Below are 22,074 nucleotides of genomic sequence, written 5' to 3'. Positions count from 1 at the left end.
CCGTGCCTGAACTGCCCGAAGTCGAAGTGGTGCGCCGCGGCCTGGTGAACTGGGTCCGCGGCAGGACCATCAGCGCTGTCGATGTCCTCGATCCCCGCTCCATCCGCCGCCATGCCCTGGGCGCCGGGGACTTCATCGGCAACCTCGAGGGCGCAACCGTCACTGACGTCGTGCGCCGCGGCAAATTCCTGTGGATGCCGCTGAGCGACACCGCGGCTGAACCGGGCAACCCGGAAACGGCGCCGGCGCCGGAAGTGGCACTCATGGCACACCTGGGGATGAGCGGCCAGCTCCTGATGCAGGACCCGGACGTCCCTGACGAAAAGCACCTCAAGGTCAGGCTTCGCCTCAGTCCCCGGGACGGGATGCCGGCCCAGCTGCGGTTCGTCGACCAGCGGATCTTCGGGGGCCTCTTCGTCACCGCTTTGGTCCCCACCGACGACGGCGGACCCGGCGGCCTCGCCGAATCACCCCTTCCGCTCATCGCCGCGGAAGCCGCCCATATTGCGCGGGACCCCCTGGACCCCGCCTTTTCGTTCGACCTCTTCTACCAGCGCCTCCGCAAGCGCAGGACGGGCCTGAAACGGGCGTTGCTGGACCAGGGCCTGGTGTCGGGCATCGGCAACATCTACGCCGACGAAGCCCTCTGGCGGGCCCGCCTGCATTTCGCCCGGGCCACCGACACCCTTCGCAGGAGCGAGGCCCAACGCGTCCTGGAGAGTGCCCGCGAAGTCATGCTCGATGCCCTGGCCGCCGGCGGAACCAGTTTCGACTCCCTCTACGTCAACGTCAACGGCGCGTCAGGCTACTTTGACCGGTCCCTGAACGCCTACGGACGCCAGGGTGAGCCTTGCAGGCGGTGCGCCGCAGCGGGCATCAGTTCCACCATCCGCCGGGACCAGTTCATGAACCGTTCGTCCCATACCTGCCCCGTGTGCCAGCCGCGGCCCCGCAACGGCCGCTGGTAGCATTCGCGCAGAACACCAGTCTTGGCCGGCAGGTCAGCGGGAACCGTAGTACTCTGCCAACCGTGCCAGGCCCTCGTCAATCGAGACAGCCGGCGTCCAGCCAAGGAGTTTTTGGGTCTCCCGCTGGTCGAACCAGTGGGCGGTGGACAGCTGTTCGGCAAGGAACCTGGTCATCGGGGGCTCGTCCTGCTTACCCAACCGGAGCCACGCCCTTTCCACCGCTGTTCCCGCGATCCGGGCAAACTTCCCTGGCACTGACCATGACGGCGCAGGTACGTCGCCGGCGGCGCAGATCCCGGCAATGAGTTCGCCCACCGGCCGGGGCTCGCCGTTGGTGACGACCAGGGCCCTCCCGTGGATGTGGCTGATGCGGTCCAGCGCGGCAACGATTGCTGCCGCCGCGTTGTCCACGTACGTGGTATCGATCAGCGCGGCACCCGCATCCAGCAGCGGCAACCGCTTCCGGGCAGCCCGGGCCAGGACCCGTTCCACCAGTTGGGTGTCGCCCGGCCCCCAGACGACGTGAGGCCGCACCGCGGCAACCCGGAAGTCCGGTGCGTCGGCGGCCAGGGCCAGCAGTTCAGCCTGCGCCTTGGTCCGCGAATAGTCGCCGTGGGCATGCACCGGGTCGGCCGGCTCCGCGCCAAGACCTGCGATGGCGGCGCCCGAATTGGCCACCGAAGGCGAAGAAACGAAGACCACGTCCCCGACCCCGGCTTCGCGGGCTGCCAGGAGCAGGCGCCGTGTCCCCCCTACGTTCACCTGGTCAAACTCGTCGGCGCGGCCGGTGAAGGAGACTTTGGCGGCAAGGTGGATGACGGCGTCCGCGCCCCGGACTGCGGCCGTGACGGCTGCATCATCGGTGAGGGAACCGCACCGGTCCGCCGCGCCGTCGACCCCCGAAGGACGCCGCTGGAAGGTGGTGACTTCGTGGCCCCTGCGTACCAGCAGGCCTGCCACCTCGCGCCCCAGCAGGCCGCTCGCGCCCGTGACCAGGACTTTCATGGCTTCCCCGGGCGGCCGCCGGCCAGGACGGTTGAAGCCCAGCGGGACAACCGCGACCTGTCGATCTTCGCGTTGTGGCGGATGTCGGTGGGCTGTGCAGGGACAACCAGGACTGCAGCCACGGAAACGCCTGCGGCAAGGGCCGCGCCGCGTACCTGCGCTGCCAGTCCAGGGGCGGCCGGGCCCGCTTTACGGGCCGGCGGCGAGGTTTCGACGACGGCGGCGATGGCCTGCGTGCCGGCCGGACCCACCCCGACCACGGCTGCCATGCTGACGCAGTCCAGGTTTTCGATGGCCTGCTCGGCCCCTACCGGCGTGACCACCGCGCCGGGCGCCGTGATGATGTGCGCCAGGCGGCCCTCCACCCAAAGGCGGCCGTCGGCGTCGAAATGGCCCACATCGCCGGTGCGGTGCCAGCCGGCCGGCCCCGCACTCGCCCGGTCAGTCAGCCAAAGCCGGTCATAGCCGCCCTTGACGTGCGGCGCGCTGACCAGGATTTCCCCGGTGACACCCGCTTCCGTGACCGGGTCTGGTCCCGGGACGGTACCGTCCCCCGCCAGTGGGATTACGGCTACGCGGGCGCCCTGGACCGGGCGCCCCACGCAGACGCCGTTGCCTGCCCCCGGCGTCGTCCCGGAGCCCGCGTCGGCCGTGGCGGCCTTGATCTGTTCAAGGCTGATGTCGGTGACGGGAAGGGCCTCGGTCATGCCGTAGGGGGTATGCAGCGAGGCGGCAGGCAGCAGGTGCTGCACCTCGTCAAGGAGCGGTCCGGGAACCGGAGCGCCGGCGGAGAGCAGCAGGTCGACCCGCTTGAGCGCGGCCGCGCCCTCCGGGGTGAGCCCTGCCTGCGTTGCGACGACATTGCGCAGGGCGGCGGGAGAGGCGAAGACCACCGTGGCGTCGATGGCCGCTGCCGCAGCAGCGAGCGCATGCGCGGTCAGGGTGCGTGGCGCGGTGACATCCATGGCCGGCGTCACGGACACGGTTCCCAGCGCGGGTCCCAGCAGCGCGAACGGTGCGAAGCCGGCCACGAGCCTGTCACCGGGCTCGATGCCGAAAGTTCCGGCTACGGTGTCCCGCATGGCGGCAAGCTGCCCGTGGGTGTACTGGACGCCCTTGGCGGGCCCGGTGGATCCGGACGTGAAAAGCACGGCTGCGGGGGAGTCCATCGCCGGGCTGAAGGCAGGAGCGGCGCCGGCGCCGGCTTGCCCCGCGCTTGTCCTGGCCAGGGCGGCCAGCGAGGTCTCCACGCCGAGCACCCGCCGCTGTACGGCCGGCAGGTCCCGTACGCTGATACGCCTGGCCGCCCATCCCAGTGCACGCGCAGCGGCCAGGGCCTTGTCGATCCCGATCAGGACATCAGGCGTCGCTCCCTTCACCGCCCGGCTCAGCCCCCTGGTACCCAGGCCGGCGTCAGCCACTACCACCACGGCGCCCAGCCGAAGGCAGGCATACAGGGCAACGGTCAGGTCCACGCCGGGCGGAACCATCAGGCTTACCCGGGTGCCCGGCCCGACACCCACCCCCTGCAGCCCGGCGGCGAGGCGCCCCACGCTTTCCTCAAGCTGCCGCCAGGTGAGCGAACGTGCCTCCGTGCCGTCCGGAGCCATTTCGACGACGGCCCTCGCCCCGGCGGCTGGTCCGGCGGCGTGTTCCCCAAGGAGCCCCCACAGGGGCGTGAAGCCATCACCGGCAGCCGGGGAGTCAACAGCAGCGGCGCTGTCCCCGCCCTGCGCGAGGCGGCCGGCCAGCCAGTCGAAGACGGGGGTGGCGATGTCCCGGTCCTCTGCCACCAGGTGTCCCGCACCCTCATACCGGTGCACGTCGGCGTGCGGAAGGCGGGTGAGCAGATCCTTCAGGTAGCGGTCGGAGAAGATCGGATCCCGCGGGCCCCACAGCATCAGGGCCGGCACGTCAAGGCCGCGCAGGCCTTCCGCCACGCCGGTGAGGGCAGCGAAGCTCGGGTGCGACCCGTCGACGGGTATGTCAGCGACGAAGTTGCCGACCCCTGCGCGGCGCGCGGGCCCCCGGTAGGGGGCCATGAAGGCATCCCGCACGTCGGCGGGCAGCGGCGGGTGTGCCAGCGAATGGGTCACCCGCAGGAAAGCGTCGGAGGTGGTGGTTCCCCACCGGTGCACTGCCGGGTGCAGGGCAAGGCGCAGCGCCGGCGGGATGGGTGAGCCCGCGGGCTGGTGCACGGCGGTGTTGGTCAGGACGACGCCCGCCAACTGGTCGGTATGGGCAAGCGCCCAGCCGAGGCTGGCCGCCCCGCCCCAGTCGTGGCCCACGGTGACCACCGGGCCTGCCAGGGACAGGGCTTCGGTCAGGTCGCCCAGGTCGTTGATGCGGTCCGCCAGGCGCCGGAAGGTACCCGTCCGCTCCGAAAAGCCCATGTCCAGCTGGTCCACGGCCACCACGCGCCACGGATGCGCGGGGTCGGACCCGGCAGCCAGCAGGCTCCGCCACAGATAGGACCAGGTGGGGTTGCCGTGCACGCACAGCAGCGTCCCCAGCGGAGCCAGGCCGCGGCGGGACAGTTCAGCCCCGTTGTCCAGCAGGTGCCAGCGCCGCACCGTGCCGGGTGCATCAATGCTTGACGTGGAGGGGACATCGATCTCGCGGGACCACTCGGCGTTGACGCCCGGCCAGGCCGCGATCACCAAACGATTTCCAGCATTGCGGTGTTCAGGCCGGAGCCGACGCCCATGCACAACACCCGGTCGCCGGTTCCGAGCGACTGCGCTTCGGCGGCAAGCGTCATGGGAAGCGACGCCGGTCCAACGTTGCCCCAGTGCGGGAACGTGATGGGCACCTTGTCCGGGTCCAGGTCGATGGCATCGATGATGGCGTGGGTGTAGGCGTTGCTGACCTGGTGGGTGACGTAGCGGTCCATGGCCGCCCAGTCCCATTCCGGCTGCGCTTCCTGCCATGCGTCAACCACCAGCTGGAGGCCGCCGTCGAGCAGGCCCTTGGTGTCGGTGTGCATGCCGTCGATGCCGCCCACGCACAGTTCGTGGTGCTCGGTACCGGCACGCATCACCCCGCCCACCACACGGTGCGCGCCGGGGTGCTGGTCCGCGGGGCCCAGGACGGCTGCGGCAGCGCCTGACCCCAGGGTCAGCGTCGCGAACTCCCGGTTGAAGTCATCCCGCGTGGTTTCGGGCCGCTGCAGTCGTGCCAGGGTTGCCTCCTGCGTCAGCTGGGCGTCCTCGCCGTTGACGATGACGGCGTATTTGATCTGGCCGGAGTCGATCATGTTGGCTGCCAGGGTCAGGGCATTGACGAATCCCAGGCAGGCGTTGGCAAGGTCAAAGTTCATGGCCGACGACGGCAGGCTGAGGCTGTGGTGGATCTTCACCGCCACGGAGGGCTCCAGGTTGCGCCGTGTCACCGACGTGTTAATCAGCAGGCCTACGTCGGACGCTGCGATGCCGGCCTCGGCCAGGGCTTTGGCGCCGGCTTCCACGGCAGCATCGTCGAACGATGTTCCGGCAGCCCACCAGCGCCGGTGCGTGATTCCCGCCACCCGCTCCAGGAGCCGCGGCGGAAACTTCAGGCGCTGCAGGGTCGATGCCAGCCGGCGGTCAAAGTCCGTGGAGCTCACAATCCTGGGCGCTTCGACGCTGCTGACCGAAAGCAGCGCGGTGTTGCTGTGGCGGAAGGTTGCATTACCTGCCAATTCAAGCCCCTCTTCGTTTTCGTCCCGCATTCCTGCGGTGACTGTACCCACATCCATGCAGGCTCAAGAGCTTAACTATGCCTTTGCACCGCCGGATCATGCATATCCACCCGTCGCGCCTGCGCCGGGTCCCCGGTGCTGCTGCGGGGAATTGTCTGTCCTGCGCAGTAGATTGTAGTGAGCCGGATCCAGCAAAGTGCCCTACCCGCTCCAGGAGACCAGAAAAGCCTTGCACCTCAAAAGCCTCACCGTCCGGGGGTTCAAGTCGTTTGCGTCTGCCACCACCTTCGACTTCGAACCCGGCGTCACCGCCGTCGTGGGTCCCAATGGATCCGGCAAGTCCAACGTGGTGGACGCCCTGGCCTGGGTCATGGGCGAACAAGGGGCCAAGACGCTGCGCGGCGGCAAGATGGAGGACGTCATCTTCGCCGGGACCTCCGGGCGGCCGCCGCTGGGGCGTGCCCACGTTTCACTGACCATCGACAACACTGATGGCGCACTCCCCATCGAGTACAGCGAAGTGACCATTTCCCGGACACTGTTCCGGACGGGCGGGTCCGAATACGCCATCAACGGCGCCGGTTGCCGGCTGCTGGACATCCAGGAACTGCTTTCGGACTCCGGGCTGGGCCGGGAAATGCACGTCATTGTGGGCCAGGGCCAGCTGGACCGCGTCCTGCACGCCACTCCCGAGGACCGCCGCGGCTTCATTGAGGAGGCGGCCGGGATCCTCAAGCACCGCCGGCGCAAGGAACGCACCGTCCGGAAGCTGGAGGCCATGCAGGCCAACCTGCAGCGCCTGACCGACCTGACCGGCGAAATCCGCCGGCAGCTCACCCCCCTGGGGAAACAGGCCGAGGTAGCCCGCCGCGCCCAGCGGGTCCAGTTCGACGTCCGGGATGCCCGCGCCCGCCTGCTCGCCGATGACCTGGTCCAGCTGCAGCAGGCACTCGATCAGGACGTGGCGGACGAAGCCCAACTCAAGGCGCGCCGGACCGCCGTCGAACAGGAACTCGACGCGGGGCGCAGGCAGCAGGCGGCGCTGGAGCAGCTGGCAGCCGAGGCCACGCCCCGGCTCAATGCCGCCCGGGACACCTGGTACCGGCTCTCCACCGCGCGGGAACGGCTGCGGTCGCTGGGCTCGTTGGCCGCCGAACGGAGCCGCCTGCTGGGTTCCGACGAGGCTCCGCCGACTTCCGGCCGGGACCCGGAACAGCTGGAGCGCCAGGCGGCAAGGGTCCGGCAGGAGCTGGCCGAACTCGAACAGGACATCCAGGGCAGGCGGAGCGCCCTTGACGCGGCCAGTGCCGCGAAGGCGGAGGCGGAGCGGGCCGCGCAGGCAGAAGACCAGCGGCTCACCGCCGAGCTCCGCGCCGCAGCCGACCGGCGGGAAGGCCTGGCGCGGCTGGCCGGGCAGGTTGCCGCCGCCAGGTCCCGGGTGGAGTCCGCCCAGGCGGAACTGGGACGCCTGCGCGAGTCCCTCGCGGCCGGAACGGAACGCCGCGCCAGCGCCCAGGCGGAGTTCACGGCGCTGGAGAACCAGGTGGCCGGCGTGGAGCAGGGGGAAGAATCCCTCGACGCCGATTATGAGGCCGCCAGCGATGTCCTGGACACCGTCCTCCAGGAGATCGCAGACCTCAAAGCCGCCGTCAACGAGGGCGTGCGCAAGCGGGACGCCCTCGCCGCGCGCCTCGACGCCCTGAAGCTGGGCCTTAACCGCAAGGACGGCGCCAGGCACGTGCTGGAGTCCGGGCTTCCCGGAGTCCAGGAAAGCCTCGCCGCCGCGATCACGGTCCAGGCCGGGTTCGAGCCGGCCATCGCCGCTGCCCTGGGGGAAGCGTCCGAGGCAGTGCTCGTCCGGGACAGGGAAGCGGCAGGAGCCGTGCTGAAGCGGCTCAAGGACGACGACGCCGGGCGGGCGTCCCTGCTCCTTGCCACGGCTGCGGCACTCCAGGGGGATGGCGCCGGGGACCTGGCCCTGCCCGACGGGGCGCGGTGGGCCGCTGACCTCGTAGACGGACCTGCGGAGCACGTTGCCCTGGTCCGGCACCTGCTGTTCCGGACCGCCGTCGTCACCGGCATTGACGCCGCGGCTGCCCTGGTTGCTTCTTCTCCGGCGCTGACGGCCGTCACCCGGGAGGGGGACGTCTTCACGGCAGTCTCCGCCACGGGCGGGTCTGCCAAGGCGCCGTCCCTCCTTGAGGTCCAGGCGGCAGTGGACGACGCCGGCCGCGGACTGGCGGCGGTCACCGCGGACCTTGAACGGAACAGGTTCGCCCTGGCCGCCGCAGAGGCCCGGCGCAAGGGGGCGCAGGAGGAAGCCGACGCTGCCCTGGACAAGCTGCACGAATCCGACGCCCGCCTCGCCGCCGTGGCCGAACGGCTGGGCCACTTGAACTCTGTTCTGCGCAGTGCCGTTGGCGAGAGTGAACGGTTGGCGGCATCCCTGTCCAGGGCCGAAGCCAACGTCGCGGCGGAGGAAGAGTCGCTCGCCGCCGTCGCTGCCCGCTTGGCCGCGGCGCAGGAAGCGCCGGTGGAAGAAGAACCCTCCACGGAGCAGCGCGACGCCTTGGCCCGCGCCGCCTCCGCCGCCCGCGCAGCCGAAGTGGAGGCGCGGTTGTCCCTGCGCAGCGCCGAAGAACAGCTGGTGGCCACCCGCGGCCGCGTGGCGTCCCTGGAACGCGCCGCAGCCACCGAACGCCGCGCCCGCGAGGAAGCGGCCGAGCGCGCCCGGCGCCGCCGCCTCCAGGCCCGGCGCGCAGCGGCCGTATCCGCCGGCGTGGAACGGGCACTCGCGTACGTGGACGTCTCCGTCGACCTGGCCCGGCACGAACGGGACCTGGCCGAGGAGAACCGCGAGCTGCGCGACCGCGGCCTGCGGGACATCCGGGAAGCGAACGAGGCCCTGGCCCGTGAACTGGCCCAGCTCACCGACACCGTCCATCGGGACGAACTTGCCCGGACGCAGCAGCGTGCCCGGATCGAGGCGGTGGAAACCCGCTCCGTGGACGAGCTCGGCATCACCCCCGAAGCGCTCGTCAACGAGTTCGGGCCGCAGGTGCCGGTGCCCGTTCCGGCGGAGGAATCCAAAGACAAGTGGGCAGCCCTGCGGGCCCCGGTTGATGCTGACGGGGAGGAAATCAGGGAAGGCAAGCCGTATGTCCGGCAGGAGCAGGAGAAGCGGCTGCGGAAGGCTGAGCGGGACCTGGCAAGCCTGGGCAAGGTCAACCCCCTCGCGCTTGAGGAATTCGCGGCACTTGAGGAGCGTCACCAGTTCCTGAGCACCCAGCTCGAGGACCTGAAGGCAAGCCGGCGCGACCTGCTGGACATCATCAAGGAAGTGGACGACAGGGTCCAGCGGGTTTTCACCGAAGCATTCGAAGATACACAGGCCCAGTTCATCAGGGTTTTCGAGCGGCTCTTCCCGGGCGGCGAAGGCCGCCTGGTGCTGACCGACCCCGCCGACATGCTCACCACCGGCATCGAGGTGGAGGCCCGGCCTGCGGGCAAGAAGATCAAGCGCCTGTCCCTGCTCTCCGGCGGCGAACGTTCCCTGACTGCGGTGGCGCTGCTGGTGGCCATCTTCAAGGCCCGTCCTTCGCCGTTCTACGTCATGGACGAGGTGGAGGCGGCACTGGATGACACCAACCTGGGCCGGCTCATCACCATCTTCGAAGAACTCCGGGAATCCAGCCAGCTCATCGTCATCACGCACCAGAAGCGGACCATGGAAGTGGCGGACGCGCTGTACGGCGTCACCATGAGGGGCGACGGCGTCTCCACCGTCATCAGCCAGCGGCTCGGGGCCGAGGTATAGAGGCAGGTCAGGGGCGTGGAAGGGGCCGGAACCGGGCAGGGCGTTTGTGAGAAGCTAGGGGAGTGAATGACATCCTTCCCATTGTCCTGTCCATCCTTGCTGCGCTGGTGGTCATCGGCGGCCTGATTCCGGTCCTGCTCAAGACCCGGAGGAACATCACCCGCTACCCGGGCACCAGGGATGCCAACGACCCCGAAATCCGCTCCGGTGGAAGCACTGCGGTGGCGGACCGCGACGGAACAATCGGGGCGACGGCGCCGGAGGGCACGGACCTTGAAGGGCTGGACACCACCACCGTTCCGGACAATGCGGCCGGGCTGGAAACCATTCCCGTCGAAACCCCGCTGCCCGTCGCCGGCCGCCTGGCCCGCCTGCGGGAGCGGCTGGCCCGCTCCAACAACGTCATGGGCAAGGGCCTGCTGGCGCTGCTGTCCAGCGACCGGATCGACGAGAGCGTCTGGGATGAAGTGGAGGAGACCCTCCTGCTCGCGGACCTGGGAACCGAACCCACCATGCAGTTGGTGGATGCCCTGCGGGAGCGCGTCAAGGTCCTGGGCACCCGTACTCCGGAACACGTCAAGACCATGCTCCGGGAAGAACTCATCAAGCTGGTGGACCCCACCATGGACCGCAGCCTCAACGTCCAGCGGCATGCGGACAAGCCCGCCGTGATGATGGTGGTGGGCGTGAACGGCGTGGGCAAAACCACCACCGTGGGCAAGCTGGCCCGCGTGCTGGTCGCCGAGGACAAGGACGTCCTGCTCGGCGCCGCCGACACCTTCCGGGCCGCCGCCGCTGAGCAGCTGGCCACCTGGGGCCAGCGCGTGGGTGTGCCCACCGTGAAGTCCGACATTGACGGCGCGGACCCCGCCTCGGTTGCCTACGAAGCAGTCAAGGCCGGCATCGAGCAGGAAGTCGACGTGGTCATGATCGACACCGCCGGCCGCCTGCAGAACAAGGTGGGCCTGATGGACGAACTTGGCAAGGTCAAGCGCGTCGTTGAAAAGCTCGCCGAGGTGGATGAGGTCCTGCTGGTGCTCGATGCCACCACGGGCCAGAACGGGCTGAACCAGGCGCGGGTCTTCTCGGAGGTGGTCAACATCACCGGCATCGTCCTGACCAAGCTGGACGGAACCGCCAAGGGCGGCATCGTCGTCGCCATCCAGAAGACCCTGGGCGTTCCCGTCAAGCTCATCGGGCTTGGCGAAGGTGCCGACGACCTTGCCCCGTTCGACACCGAAGGCTTCGTCGACGCGCTGCTGAACTGACAGGGGCGCTTAGGACCCGGCCGCGCGCAGCGTCTCGCGGGTGGGCAGCCAGCCGGCTGCAGCCAGGAGCATGATCCCCCCGGTCACGCCGAAAGCCCAGCCGAAGCCCAGCCCGTCCGCGAGCATGCCCGCCACCAGCGGACCCACAATTGCCCCGACGTCGGACGTCATCTGGTATACGGCCAGCACCTTGCCGCCGGAGCGCGCGTTGCCGATGACGTCGGCGACGGCGGCCTGCTGGGCGGGACCGAAAAGTCCTGACCCGACGCCGGCGAGCGTCGACGCCGCCAGGAACCAAGGCAGGTCCGAGGTGATGCCGATGGCTGCCGTGGACAGGGCTGCCACCAGGAGGCCGGAGATCATCATCGGCTTGCGTCCCACCGAGTCCGCCAGCCGTCCGGAGAACACCAGGGCGGCGGCGTTGCCGGCAGCAAACACCGCCAGTGCCAGGCCGGCGGCCTGAGGACCCGCCCCGAAGGCGGCGGCGGCGAACAACGGCACCGTTGCCATCCGCACGCCGAACGTGGCCCAGCCGTTCGCGAAGCTGGAGATAAGGGCGGACCGGTAGGTTCCGGCAGCCAGGGCCTCGCCAAACCGCATGTCAGGAGCACGGTGTTGTGGTTCGCCGCCTCCCCGGCGCTGGTGGCTCAACTGGGTCTGGACCACGAATGCGGCCACCAGCAGCGCGGCGGCGTAGGCAAGGAACGGAACCCGCAGGCCCAGCCCCGCCAGCAGCCCGCCCACGATCGGGCCGCACACGTTGCCGATCAGGAAGGCCGAGGCGTAGGCTCCGGACACCCTGCCCCGGCTCTGGGGCGGCGCCAGCCGGACCACCAGGGCCATTGATGCCACGGTGAACATCACGGATCCGGCCCCGCCGAGCCCGCGGAACAGCAGCAACTGCCAGTAGTCCTGGGCAAAGGCGCACGCCGCGGTGGACAGCGCCACGATCAGCAGCCCGGCAACATAGATGGGCCGTTCACCGCGTTTGCCGATCAGGGCACCGCCGGCAGGAGCGAAGGCCAGCCGCATGAAGGCGAAGATCGCCACAATGACCGCGGCTTCGGTGTTCCCCACCCCGAAGGTTGTTGCGAACTGCGGCAATACGGGCGCAACAAGACCGAAGCCGAGCGCGATAAGGAACGCCGCAGCCAGCATCACCTTGATGTCGCGGGGGAGTTTCTCCCGCTGCGGCCGCAGCCGGGCCAAAAACCTCGAAGTGGCGCCGCTTGCGCGGGATGGTGCCGTCATGGTGCGGGAGTCCTAGCTTGAACGGGAACCGGGTGGCTCTGCGGGTGCGGAAACATAACCGTAACAAGGCGGATATGCACCATTTACTTCCTAGAGGTTGATGTAACAGGCCGGCAATCTAAATCCTCCGCGGTCGAAACACGCCGCCCACAAACTCATTACAGGACGCAAAAAGGCGTTGGCAGGCGGAGTACTCCGCAAGATTCGATGAGAGAGGACGTGCACCATGGAACTTACCGCAGGTCACGTTTGGGTCATGGTAGCGGCAGCCCTGGTGCTGTTCATGACACCCGGTCTGGCATTTTTCTACGGCGGCATGACCCGCGCCAAGGCAGCCCTGAACATGATGATGATGAGCTTCATCTCCATCGGCATGGTGGGCGTCGTCTGGGTGCTCTGGGGCGCCTCCATGAGCTCCGGGGAAGGGTTCATGGAAATCGTGGGCAACCCGTTCGCCACGTTCGGCCTTGAGGGAATCAACACCCCTGACGGCCTGATCAAGGTCGGCTACGCGGCCACCTTCGCCATCATCACCGTGGCACTGATCAGCGGCGCCATCGCCGACCGCGCCAAGTTCGGCGCCTGGTCGGTCTTCGTTCCCGTGTGGGTCACGCTGGTGTACTGCCCCCTTGCCTACATGGTGTGGGGCGGCGGCCTGTTTGGTCCCGAAGGCGCGATCGGCAAGGCCCTGGGGCCCGCCATCGACTTCGCCGGCGGCACCGTGGTCCACATCAACGCAGGTGTGGCGGCACTGATCCTGGTCCTGATCATCGGCAACCGCAGGGGCTTCGGCAAGGACCCCAACCACCGCCCGCACAACATCCCGTTCGTCATGCTCGGCGCGGCCATCCTGTGGTTCGGCTGGTTCGGTTTCAACGGCGGTGCGGCAACCACCGCCGAACAGGGCGGCCTGATCTGGATCAACACCCTCGCAGCCCCGGCAGCAGCCATGCTCGGCTGGCTGGTGACCGAGCGCATCCGCGACGGACACCCCACCTCCCTCGGTGCCGCTTCCGGCGTCGTGGCAGGCCTCGTGGCCATCACCCCCGCCTGCGCCAACGTCAGCCCCGTCGGTGCCCTCGGCCTCGGCGTGGTCGCCGGTGTGGCTTCCGCCCTTGCCGTCGGCCTGAAGTTCCGCTGGGGCTTCGATGACTCGCTGGACGTCGTCGGCGTCCACCTTGTCTCCGGCATCATCGGCACCGTGTCCCTGGGCTTCATCGCACTGCCCACCGACGGTGTCGGCGGCGGCCTCTTCTACGGCGGCGGACTCACCCAGCTGTGGGCGCAGCTCGCGGCAGCCGGCATCGCCATTGCCTACTCGGCGGTCCTGACGTCGATCATTGCGCTGGCCATCCACAAGACCATGGGCTTCCGGGTTTCGCAGGAACAGGAAACGGTGGGTGTGGACCTCAGCCTGCACGCCGAAACCGCCTACGAGTTCGGCCTCAGCGGCCACGGTGGAAGCTTCCAGCCGCTGCACGACATGATCACCGGCAAGGGCCAGGGCGAGACGGTCCAGGCAGCACCGGGTGCGCAAAAGGCACAGCCGGCAACAGGTAAGGAAAGCGTGGGGGCATGAAACTAATTACTGCAATCGTCAGGCCGGAAAAGCTCGAAGCCATCCGGGAAGGGCTGGAAGCCTATGGGGTCCAGGGCCTGACCGTCAGCGCAGCTAGTGGGTACGGCCGGCAGCGCGGCTACACCGAGGTCTACCGCGGAGCGGAATACAACGTGGACCTTCTGCCCAAGATCCGGGTGGAAGTCCTGGCCACCGACGAGCAGGCCGATGACATCCTGGACGTGATCATTGCCAGTTCGAACACCGGCCGTGCCGGGGACGGCAAGGTCTGGACCATGGACGTCCACGAGGCAGTGCGGGTCCGGACCGGGGAACGCGGAGTGGCTGCCATCTAAGGCAGCACACCACGGTTCCCGCGGGTACAACTGAAGACTGATGCAGGACGGGTGGGAACCGAAAGGTTCCCACCCGTCCTGCCTTCGTTGGGACTCAGCCCTTTTGCCGGTTGGTGGGCCAGGACGCCGGGCCGGCCGACCCGGCGTCGTACTCCTCCAACGGGACGTTGTTTTGTTCCCACGCCCTCAGCACCGGCTCAACAATCCGCCAGCAGTCCTCGGCAGTGTCGCTCCGGACCGACAGCAGCGGGTCACCGGCCAGGACACCCTCCAGCACTTCACCGTAGGGCAGGAGGTCGGACGCGCTCAGTTCCGCTTCCAGGGTGACCCGCCCGAGGCTGAAGATGTTTCCTGGGCCGTTGACGTCGACGTCGAACTCCAGCGTGTCCGGGCCAAATCCGATCCGCAGCTGGTTGGGGGAGTCCACACCGGTAAAGCCCTGCGGGAGGTGGGGCACCGGGAGGAAAGTGACCACCGCTTCCTTCCGTTTGTCGCCCAGGGCCTTGCCGGAGCGCAGGATGAAGGGGACGCCCCGCCAGCGCCAGTTGTCGATTCCCACCTGGATCTCGGCCAGCGTTTCAGTTCTCCGCGCGGCATCCACCCCGTCCTCCCCGGCGTAATCGGGCACCTGCTTCCCGGCCACCGAACCAGCCGTGTAGCGGGCCCGCCGGGAGTCAGTGACGGGATCCTTGACGCTGCTGGCGCGGAGGACGGCGGAAACCGCATCGCGCAGATCGCGCTCGCCGATGGTGGCCGGAGGTTCGATCGCCATGATGGCCATGACCTGCAGGAGGTGGCTCTGGATCATGTCGCGGAGGGCGCCGGCACCGTCGTAGTAGCGCGCCCGGCCTTCCAGGGCCAGGTCTTCGTCGAAGAAAATCTCCACCTTTTCCACGTGCTGCCGGTTCCACACAGGTTCCAGGAAGTTGTTGGCGAACCGCAGGCCCAGGATGTTCAGGACCGTGGCTTTGCCCAGGAAATGGTCCACCCGGTGGATGTGGTCCTCCGGTACCAGGCGGGCCAGGGTCCGGTTCAGGGAACGTGCCGACTCCTCGCTGGAACCGAACGGCTTCTCCATGACCAGCCGCGTGCCTTCGGGAACCTCCCGGGGCTGGAGTGTCTCGCAGGCCAGCTGGCTGATCCGGGGCGGAAGGGCGAAGTAGACCGCCACCGGCCCCTGCAACCCGGCGAGCAGGGCGGCAAGGGCACCCTTCTCCGTCACATCCACCTGGTGGTACGCCGTCTCCTTCCGCATCGACTCCAGGGCCTCCTTCCCTGCATTACCTGCCGCACCGGCAGCAGCGGCGAAGGATGCCTCCACCCGCTCCTGCCACTGTTCCGGTGTCCACGAATCCGAGCCGGCACCCACCAGGGCCAGGCCTTCCGCACGGCCGGCCGCAACAAGGCGGGCCAGGCCAGGGAGGAGGAGCCTGCCGGTGAGGTCGCCCGAGGCGCCGAGGATGAGCAAGGTCTTCACAGTCGTTTGGCTCGTCATTTGGCCAGCATGCCATCTACCGTGCCTGACTTGATACCCTAGATAGTCGAGTCCCGATCATCTCCTGAAAGAAGTTCACGGCGCGTGTTCAATTCACTGTCTGACCGGTTGACAGCAACCTTCAAGAATCTCCGCGGCAAGGGCCGCCTGACGGAGGCCGATGTCGATGCCACCGTCCGGGAGATCCGCCGTGCCCTCCTGGACGCTGACGTCGCCGTTCCGGTGGTCCGCGAGTTCACCGGGCGCGTCCGCGAACGCGCACTGGGAGCTGAAGTCTCCGGCGCGCTGAACCCCAGCCAGCAGATCGTTAAGATCGTCAATGAGGAACTCGTGGAGATCCTCGGCGGTGAAACCCGGCGCATCCGGCTGGCAAAGAACGGCCCCACCGTCATCATGCTTGCGGGCCTCCAGGGCGCGGGCAAGACCACCCTGGCCGGCAAGCTGTCCAAGTGGCTGAAGGCCCAGGGCCACAGCCCCATGCTGGTGGCCTGCGACCTCCAGCGCCCCAACGCCGTCACCCAGCTCCAGGTGGTGGGCCAGCGCGCCAACGTGCCGGTCTTCGCCCCGCACCCGGGAGCCACCTCCACGGAGCTGGACCAGCCCGCCGGTGACCCGGTCGCCGTCGCCCGCGCCGGTGTGGAGGAAGCACGCCAGAAGCTGCACGACGTCGTGATCGTCGACACCGCCGGCCGCCTTGGCGTGGACGCCGGCATGATGGAGCAGGCCCGCCAGATCCGCCGCGCCATCGTCCCCAACGAAGTGCTGTTCGTGATCGACTCGATGATCGGCCAGGACGCCGTCAACACGGCGCTCGCGTTCGATGAAGGCGTGAACTTCACCGGCATCGTGCTGTCCAAGCTCGACGGCGATGCCCGCGGTGGTGCCGCACTGTCCGTTGCGTCGGTCACCGGCAAGCCGGTCATGTTCGCCTCCACCGGCGAAGGCCTGGACGACTTCGAGCTCTTCCACCCGGACCGGATGGCCTCGCGCATCCTGGACATGGGCGACATCCTCACGCTCATCGAGCAGGCCGAAAAGGCCTGGGACAAGGACGAAGCTGCCCGGATGGCGAAGAAATTCGCCGACCAGGAAGACTTCACCCTCGAAGACTTCCTGGCCCAGATGCAGCAGATCCGCAACATGGGCTCCATGAAGAAGATGCTCATGATGATGCCGGGCGCGCAGAACATCCGGCAGCAGCTGGAACAGTTCGACGAGCGGGAAATCGACCGCGTAGAAGCGATCGTCCGGTCCATGACCCCGCACGAGCGCCTGGCGCCCAAGATCATCAACGGCTCGCGCCGGGCACGTATTGCCCGTGGCTCCGGTGTCCACGTGTCCGAGGTCAACGGCCTGCTGGAGCGCTTCGCCCAGGCCCAGAAGATGATGAAGAAGATGGCCCAGGGCGGCATGCCGGGGATGCCCGGAATGCCCGGCATGCCCGGAGCCGGGGGCGGCGCGCGGAAGAACGCAAAGAACGCACCGAAGAAGAAGGCAAAATCCGGCAACCCCGCCAAGGCGGCACAGGAGCGCAAGGAGGCGGAAGCCCGCCGTGCCAACGCCGCCAAGGCGCTCCCCACCGGTGCTGCGTTCGGCCAGCAGGGCGGCGACTTCGACCCGTCCTCGCTGAACCTTCCCAAGGGCTTCGACAAGTTCCTGGGCAAATAGGAGTTCCCCGGCATCAGGAAGCGCCAGGTGCCGTCTTGACCGCTCAAGACGACACCTGGCGCTTTTTCGTTGGGATGTCGGCGGCGTGGAATAGGGTTGGGACATGTTCAAGCAGAGGGTAGTTTTCGTGCACGGCGCCGGAAGTTTCGGTGCCGCCGCGTGGCCCCGCCAGCACGGCATGGCACTGTCCTATGACGCCCTGTTCCTCCGCCGGCACGGCTACGATGCCGTCGCGGAGCCGGTGGAATCTTCGTTCGCGGAAGACACCGCGATCATCCTGCGGTCCCTGGGGGACGACGGCCGTGGCGCCGCCGGCGGACACGTGGTGGCACACGCCCAGGGTGCCATCGCGGCCATGATGGCCGCCGTTGAACGCCCCGACCTGGTCTTTTCCCTGACCCTGGTGGAGCCCGCCTGCCTGTCCCTGACCGCGGAACTGCCGGCCACGGCCGCCCACATCGGCCTGATGCAGCCACTGTTCGACGTCCGCCACCAACTCAGCGATGACGACTTCCAGCGCGAGTTCGTGCGCAGGATCTACGCCACCGACCTCCAGCAGCCTGCCACCGCCGAGGAGAGACGGTCCGCGCGGCGGCTGCGGCTGCAGGAGCCTTCGTGGGAAGCGCCGCTGCACATTGTTCCGGGCGTCCCCACCCTGGTGCTCACCGGAGGGTGGGAGCCGCTTTATGAGGAAATTGCCGGGTACCTCCGGGAGACCGGTGCCCTGCACCGCGTTGCCGCGGGAGGGCACCGGCCCCAGGACTCCCTGGATGGGGACCGGGCCATCCGCCAGTTCATCAGTGGGGTCAGCAGGAGCCAGCCCGCCCGGGCGTCCTAGCCTTCGGCGGGGACCCGCAGCTCCGGCAGGTACACCTTGCCGCCGGCTGCCAGGAACTCCTCGCTCTTCTCCCGCATGCCGGAGGCCATGTCCGCCAGCGCAGCCTGCGCCTCCGCGGACCCGTATTCGTCCCGGATGTCCTGGCTGATCCGCATGGAGCAGAACTTCGGACCACACATGGAACAAAAGTGCGCCGTCTTGGCCGGTTCGGCCGGCAGCGTCTCATCGTGGAACGACTCCGCGGTCACGGGGTCCAAAGACAGCGCGAACTGGTCCCGCCAGCGGAACTCGAACCTTGCCTTGGACAGGGCATCATCGCGCTCATGCGCCCCGGGGTGGCCCTTGGCCAGGTCTGCGGCGTGCGCTGCGATCTTGTAGGTGATCACCCCCGTTTTCACGTCGTCCTTGTTGGGCAGGCCCAGGTGTTCCTTCGGCGTGACGTAGCAAAGCATGGCAGTGCCGTACCGGGCGATCTCGGTGGCGCCAATGGCCGAGGTGATGTGGTCATACCCCGGCGCCACATCCGTCACCAGGGGCCCCAGGGTATAGAAGGGCGCACCCTTGCAGAGTTCCTGCTGCCGCTCCACGTTCTCGCGGACCAGGTGGAAGGGAACGTGGCCGGGCCCTTCCACCATCACCTGCACGTCGTATTCCCACGCCCGCTGCGTCAGTTCGGCGAGGGTGTCCAGCTCGGCGAACTGGGCGGCGTCGTTGGCGTCCGCCGTGGAGCCGGGGCGGAGGCCGTCGCCCAGCGAGAAGGCGACGTCGTATTTGGCGAAGATTTCGCAGAGCTCATAGAAGTGCGTGTACAGGAAGTTCTCCTGGTGGTGGGCCAGGCACCAGCCGGCCATGATGGAGCCGCCGCGCGAGACGATGCCGGTCACCCGGTTGGCCGTCAGCGGGATATACCGCAGCAGCACGCCGGCGTGGATGGTCATGTAGTCCACGCCCTGCTCGCACTGTTCGATCACGGTGTCGCGGAAGATCTCCCAGGTCAGGGCGTTGGCCTCGCCGTTGACCTTCTCCAGCGCCTGGTAGATGGGGACGGTTCCAATGGGCACGGGGGAGTTGCGGAGGATCCACTCGCGCGTGGTGTGGATGTCGTCGCCGGTGGAGAGGTCCATGACGGTGTCGGCACCCCACTGGGTGGCCCACTGCAGCTTGTCCACTTCCTCGGCGATTGAACTCGTCACGGCCGAGTTGCCGATGTTCGCGTTGATCTTCACCAGGAAGGCCTTGCCGATGATCATGGGCTCGGATTCCGGATGGTTGATGTTGTTGGGAATGATGGCGCGGCCGGCAGCCACTTCGCTGCGCACCAACTCCACATCGCAGTTTTCGCGCAGCGCCACGAACCGCATTTCCTGCGTGACGATTCCCTGCCGGGCATAGTGCATCTGCGTCACCGTCCGGCCGTCGACGGCGCGGCGGGGCACCGGCTGCGCACCCTTCCACTCCGCGGAGGCGGCGCCGCGGCGCACGGCCGAGCGGCCGTCGTCGAGCAGGTTGCGCTCCCGGCCGCCGTAAGGCTCGGTGTCAGCCCGTGCCGCGATCCACTCGGAGCGGAAGGGCTGCAGGCCGCGGACGGGGTCGCTGCCGGGTCCGGCGGTCCTGTAGGTCCGAAAGGGTGCGTTCGGCTGGCCGTTGGGGGACGGCTCAAGGGCAATTTCGGTCACCGGTACACGGATACCGCACGCCTCATCCGCAACGTACGCGAGCGAATGCGACTTCAGCGACTGGGTTACCGGCGGCACGGAAACGCCGCCGGGCTCCCCGTCGGACGGTTGGAGGGCAGGGTTCAACTGGGTGTTTTGCGTACTCAAGGGAATACTCACTTCCTTCGCCGGCATTACCCGGACAGGTTCAACGGTCGCAGGCTGCGTCAGCCCGATCTCAGCCCCTGCAAGGGCACCCGTGTGGTCAGGAACGAAGCTATCACAGGCACCTGGAGCGCCCTTGTCATAATTCCGGTGCTAGCCTGACCGGGCATCGAAAGGAGCCCCATGGCAGACATCATCCACTTCCGAGGCCCCGTCCTCACTGCACCGGACAGGGTGCGGCACGGGCTCTGGTCCGTGGACGGCAGGCTTACGTTCAGCAGGCCGGCGGCTGCTCCGGACCGGATTTTGGACGGCTGGGTGCTCCCGGGCTTCGTGGACGCCCACTGCCACATTGGGCTGGGTGCCGCTGGTCCGGTCGAACCCGCGGCCGCCAGGGACCAGGCACGCGCGGACCTCAACGCCGGAACCTTGCTGGTCCGGGATGCGGGCTCGCCGGCAGATACCCGCTGGATGCAGGGCGGCAGGGACTTCCCGGTGTTGATCCGGGCGGGGCGCCATATCGCCCGGACGCGCCGCTACCTGCGGGGGTTCGCCGAGGAAGTGGAGCCCGGGGGCCTCGTGGAGGCCGTCCGCAAGCAGGCGCGCGACGGCGACGGCTGGGTCAAGCTCGTGGGGGACTGGATTGACCGCGGCGCAGGCGACTTGTCGCCGTCGTTTCCTGCCGACGTCGTACGCGATGCCGTCCGGGCCGCACACGACGAAGGGGCCCGGGTGACAGCGCACTGCTTCGCCGAAGACACCCTGGACCAGGTGCTGGACGCAGGCATTGACTGCGTCGAGCACGCTACCGGACTGCTGCCCCGCCACGTGCCCCGGTTCGCGGAGCAAGGTGTACCGATCGTGCCCACGCTCATCAATATCGCCACCTTCCCCGACATTGCTGCGCAGGCGGAGCCCAAGTTCCCGCGGTATGCCGCCCACATGCGCGCCCTCTGGGAACGCAGGATGGAGCGGGTAGCGGAAGCCCATGCCGCAGGGGTCCGCATTTTTGCCGGTACGGATGCGGGCAGCGTTATCCGGCACGGCAGGATCACGGACGAAATCCTTGCCCTGCATGGTGCAGGCCTGCCTATGGAGGCGGCCCTGGACGCCGCCTGCTGGGCAGCCCGTGCGTGGCTGGGAGCGGACGGGCTGGAGGAGGGCGCCCGCGCCGACGTCGTCGTGTGCCGGGAAGACCCGCGGGCGGCGCCGGAGACCATTACGGCCCTGGAGCACGTGGTGTTGGGCGGGCGGATCATTCGCTGACAAACGGCTCACCGGGACTTGGAATAAATTGAAGCTTCAAGTAATTTTAATGTGTGACAGGCCGCCAACGGGACGGCCGCCAATGCAAGGAGCCTTCAATGACCGCATCAGCCAGCAGCCAGGATCTTCTTCCTGCCGACCTCGCCATGGGCACCGTGATGCTCAAGGTGGGCGACATGAAGGTCATGACCGACTACTACCAGCGCGCACTGGGCCTTGAGGTGGTAGCCGAGCAGGATGGCGGGCTCTACCTTGGCCGCATCGGCAGGCCGCTGGTCCACCTCGCGCCGGCTCCCGGACTGCACCTTCCCGGCAGGGGAGAGGCAGGCCTGTTCCACACCGCGCTGCTCTTCGAGGACCAGGCTTCCCTCGCCGCCACCGTCGCCACGGCAGCCCAGTACGAGCCGCGGGCCTTCACCGGCAGTGCCGACCATCTGGTCAGCGAAGCCTTCTACTTCACCGACCCCGAGGGCAACGGCATCGAACTGTACTGGGACCGTCCCCGCAGCAACTGGTCCTGGAACGGGACCGACGTGGTCATGGACAGCCTGGCGCTCCCGCCGCAGCGCTACCTCGAGCAGTACCTTACCGAGGAGTCCCTGGAGGGGCAGCGGCAAACGGCCGCCGGCGTGGGCCACGTCCACCTCCAGGTTGGCGATGTGCAGACCGCCCGGGACTTCTACGTGGGGACCCTCGGGTTCGAAAAGACCGCGGGCTGGCACGGGCAGGCACTGTTCGTTTCCGCGGGCCGCTACCACCACCACATGGCCATGAACGTCTGGAACAGCCGCGGCGCAGGTCCGCGCAAGGACACCCTTGGGCTGGGTGAGGTGCTGATCGAGGTTCCGTCGGGGGACGACGTCGGCGCCCTGACTGACCGCCTTAAGGTTGCCGGGGTGCCGGCTCACCACACGGGCTCGGAGCTTCGGTTCGAAGATCCGTGGCGCAACCGGATCCGCGTCGCCGTCCGCTGACCGCTGGGCCTCCCGCGCCACTTCGCGGGAGGCCGGTCCGGCGTGCAAGGGCGCCCCTGCAGCTACTAGGCTGATTCCGTACGGCCGGGCGGCAGGAAGTGTCCGGCGGGC

The 22,074-nt window shown here is 68.3% G+C and carries 15 protein-coding genes and 1 riboswitch; of the genes, 9 read left to right on the top strand and 6 right to left on the bottom strand.

Translation table 11 applies throughout. The features are described 5' to 3' along the window. Positions 1–2: 2 nt before the first annotated feature. Complete coding sequence (gene mutM, locus ACZ9J7_RS19160; protein ID WP_476211573.1) at positions 3–968, top strand: bifunctional DNA-formamidopyrimidine glycosylase/DNA-(apurinic or apyrimidinic site) lyase; 966 nt, start codon at positions 3–5, stop codon at positions 966–968. A 33-nt stretch (positions 969–1,001) separates the two neighbouring features. Here the strand turns inward: mutM and ACZ9J7_RS19155 are convergent, their stop codons facing one another. Genes ACZ9J7_RS19155 through ACZ9J7_RS19145 form a run of 3 tightly spaced genes read right to left on the bottom strand, consistent with a single transcriptional unit; the run spans position 1,002 to position 5,682 of the window. After that, positions 1,002–1,973, bottom strand: a complete 972-nt coding sequence (locus tag ACZ9J7_RS19155; protein WP_476211572.1) for an NAD-dependent epimerase/dehydratase family protein — start codon at positions 1,971–1,973, stop codon at positions 1,002–1,004. Beyond that, positions 1,970–4,636 carry an alpha/beta fold hydrolase gene (locus ACZ9J7_RS19150; RefSeq protein ID WP_476211571.1) on the bottom strand — a complete coding sequence of 889 codons (2,667 nt, stop codon included), beginning with the start codon at positions 4,634–4,636 and terminating at the stop codon, positions 1,970–1,972. Before ACZ9J7_RS19150 ends, ACZ9J7_RS19155 begins: the two co-directional genes overlap by 4 nt. Further along, positions 4,630–5,682, bottom strand: coding sequence for a 3-oxoacyl-ACP synthase III (locus tag ACZ9J7_RS19145; RefSeq protein ID WP_476211900.1), 1,053 nt, complete (start codon positions 5,680–5,682; stop codon positions 4,630–4,632). The genes ACZ9J7_RS19150 and ACZ9J7_RS19145 overlap by 7 nt, the downstream gene beginning before the upstream one ends. Before the next feature lie 199 nt (positions 5,683–5,881). On the opposite strand from ACZ9J7_RS19145, the gene smc reads away from it, so the two are divergent. Then, positions 5,882–9,469: a chromosome segregation protein SMC gene (smc, locus tag ACZ9J7_RS19140; RefSeq protein ID WP_476211570.1), complete on the top strand. Its 3,588-nt coding sequence runs from the start codon at positions 5,882–5,884 to the stop codon at positions 9,467–9,469. 62 nt (positions 9,470–9,531) lie between these two features. Beyond that, positions 9,532–10,737: a signal recognition particle-docking protein FtsY gene (gene ftsY, locus ACZ9J7_RS19135; RefSeq protein WP_476211569.1), complete on the top strand. Its 1,206-nt coding sequence runs from the start codon at positions 9,532–9,534 to the stop codon at positions 10,735–10,737. Between the two features lie 9 nt (positions 10,738–10,746). On the opposite strand, the gene ACZ9J7_RS19130 is transcribed toward ftsY, so the two are convergent. Then, a complete protein-coding gene (locus ACZ9J7_RS19130) occupies positions 10,747–11,988 on the bottom strand; it encodes an MFS transporter (RefSeq protein ID WP_476211568.1) in 1,242 nt (413 codons plus the stop codon). A 226-nt stretch (positions 11,989–12,214) separates the two neighbouring features. Between ACZ9J7_RS19130 and ACZ9J7_RS19125 the strand changes: the two genes are divergently transcribed. Together ACZ9J7_RS19125 and ACZ9J7_RS19120 are read left to right on the top strand one after the other, a co-directional pair. Beyond that, positions 12,215–13,567, top strand: coding sequence for an ammonium transporter (locus ACZ9J7_RS19125; RefSeq protein ID WP_476211567.1), 1,353 nt, complete (start codon positions 12,215–12,217; stop codon positions 13,565–13,567). Continuing rightward, entirely contained in the window at positions 13,564–13,902 is a 339-nt protein-coding gene (locus ACZ9J7_RS19120; RefSeq protein WP_159631736.1) for a P-II family nitrogen regulator, read from the top strand. Before ACZ9J7_RS19125 ends, ACZ9J7_RS19120 begins: the two co-directional genes overlap by 4 nt. A 94-nt stretch (positions 13,903–13,996) precedes the next feature. On the opposite strand, the gene ACZ9J7_RS19115 is transcribed toward ACZ9J7_RS19120, so the two are convergent. After that, complete coding sequence (locus ACZ9J7_RS19115) at positions 13,997–15,397, bottom strand: glucose-6-phosphate dehydrogenase (RefSeq protein ID WP_476211566.1); 1,401 nt, start codon at positions 15,395–15,397, stop codon at positions 13,997–13,999. A gap of 84 nt (positions 15,398–15,481) precedes the next feature. Between ACZ9J7_RS19115 and ffh the strand changes: the two genes are divergently transcribed. Then, positions 15,482–17,065: a signal recognition particle protein gene (gene ffh / locus ACZ9J7_RS19110; protein WP_476211565.1), complete on the top strand. Its 1,584-nt coding sequence runs from the start codon at positions 15,482–15,484 to the stop codon at positions 17,063–17,065. A gap of 103 nt (positions 17,066–17,168) precedes the next feature. Then, positions 17,169–17,903: an alpha/beta hydrolase gene (locus ACZ9J7_RS19105; RefSeq protein WP_476211564.1), complete on the top strand. Its 735-nt coding sequence runs from the start codon at positions 17,169–17,171 to the stop codon at positions 17,901–17,903. Here the strand turns inward: ACZ9J7_RS19105 and thiC are convergent. Continuing rightward, positions 17,900–19,726 carry a phosphomethylpyrimidine synthase ThiC gene (gene thiC / locus ACZ9J7_RS19100; protein ID WP_476211563.1) on the bottom strand — a complete coding sequence of 609 codons (1,827 nt, stop codon included), beginning with the start codon at positions 19,724–19,726 and terminating at the stop codon, positions 17,900–17,902. The two genes, ACZ9J7_RS19105 and thiC, sit on opposite strands and share 4 nt — an antisense overlap. Further along, positions 19,722–19,829: riboswitch (TPP riboswitch) on the bottom strand. It overlaps the preceding gene by 5 nt. Before the next feature lie 77 nt (positions 19,830–19,906). On the opposite strand from thiC, the gene ACZ9J7_RS19095 reads away from it, so the two are divergent. Both ACZ9J7_RS19095 and ACZ9J7_RS19090 read left to right on the top strand, forming a co-directional pair. Further along, on the top strand, positions 19,907–20,989 hold the full coding sequence (locus ACZ9J7_RS19095; RefSeq protein ID WP_476211562.1) for an amidohydrolase family protein: 1,083 nt from the start codon (positions 19,907–19,909) through the stop codon (positions 20,987–20,989). A 98-nt stretch (positions 20,990–21,087) separates the two neighbouring features. Further along, the gene (locus ACZ9J7_RS19090; protein WP_476211561.1) at positions 21,088–21,963 is read left to right on the top strand and encodes a VOC family protein; all 876 of its coding nucleotides are present in this window, start codon (positions 21,088–21,090) and stop codon (positions 21,961–21,963) included. Positions 21,964–22,074 lie beyond the last annotated feature (111 nt).

The organism is Pseudarthrobacter sp. TE9888, from assembly GCF_056279345.1.
Note: the sequence above shows the minus strand (reverse complement) of the source record. Positions and strands in the feature narration are given on the sequence as shown.

Bases quoted from the DNA above. Each gene is read 5' to 3' on its own strand.
- ACZ9J7_RS19105 (WP_476211564.1), top strand. From the start codon at position 17,169: ATGTTCAAGCAGAGGGTAGTTTTCGTGCACGGCGCCGGAAGTTTCGGT.
- ACZ9J7_RS19155 (WP_476211572.1), bottom strand. From the start codon at position 1,973: ATGAAAGTCCTGGTCACGGGCGCGAGCGGCCTGCTGGGGCGCGAGGTG.
- ACZ9J7_RS19145 (WP_476211900.1), bottom strand. From the start codon at position 5,682: ATGCGGGACGAAAACGAAGAGGGGCTTGAATTGGCAGGTAATGCAACC.
- ACZ9J7_RS19120 (WP_159631736.1), top strand. From the start codon at position 13,564: ATGAAACTAATTACTGCAATCGTCAGGCCGGAAAAGCTCGAAGCCATC.
- ACZ9J7_RS19095 (WP_476211562.1), top strand. From the start codon at position 19,907: ATGGCAGACATCATCCACTTCCGAGGCCCCGTCCTCACTGCACCGGAC.
- ACZ9J7_RS19125 (WP_476211567.1), top strand. From the start codon at position 12,215: ATGGAACTTACCGCAGGTCACGTTTGGGTCATGGTAGCGGCAGCCCTG.
- ACZ9J7_RS19115 (WP_476211566.1), bottom strand. From the start codon at position 15,397: ATGACGAGCCAAACGACTGTGAAGACCTTGCTCATCCTCGGCGCCTCG.
- ACZ9J7_RS19090 (WP_476211561.1), top strand. From the start codon at position 21,088: ATGACCGCATCAGCCAGCAGCCAGGATCTTCTTCCTGCCGACCTCGCC.
- ACZ9J7_RS19130 (WP_476211568.1), bottom strand. From the start codon at position 11,988: ATGACGGCACCATCCCGCGCAAGCGGCGCCACTTCGAGGTTTTTGGCC.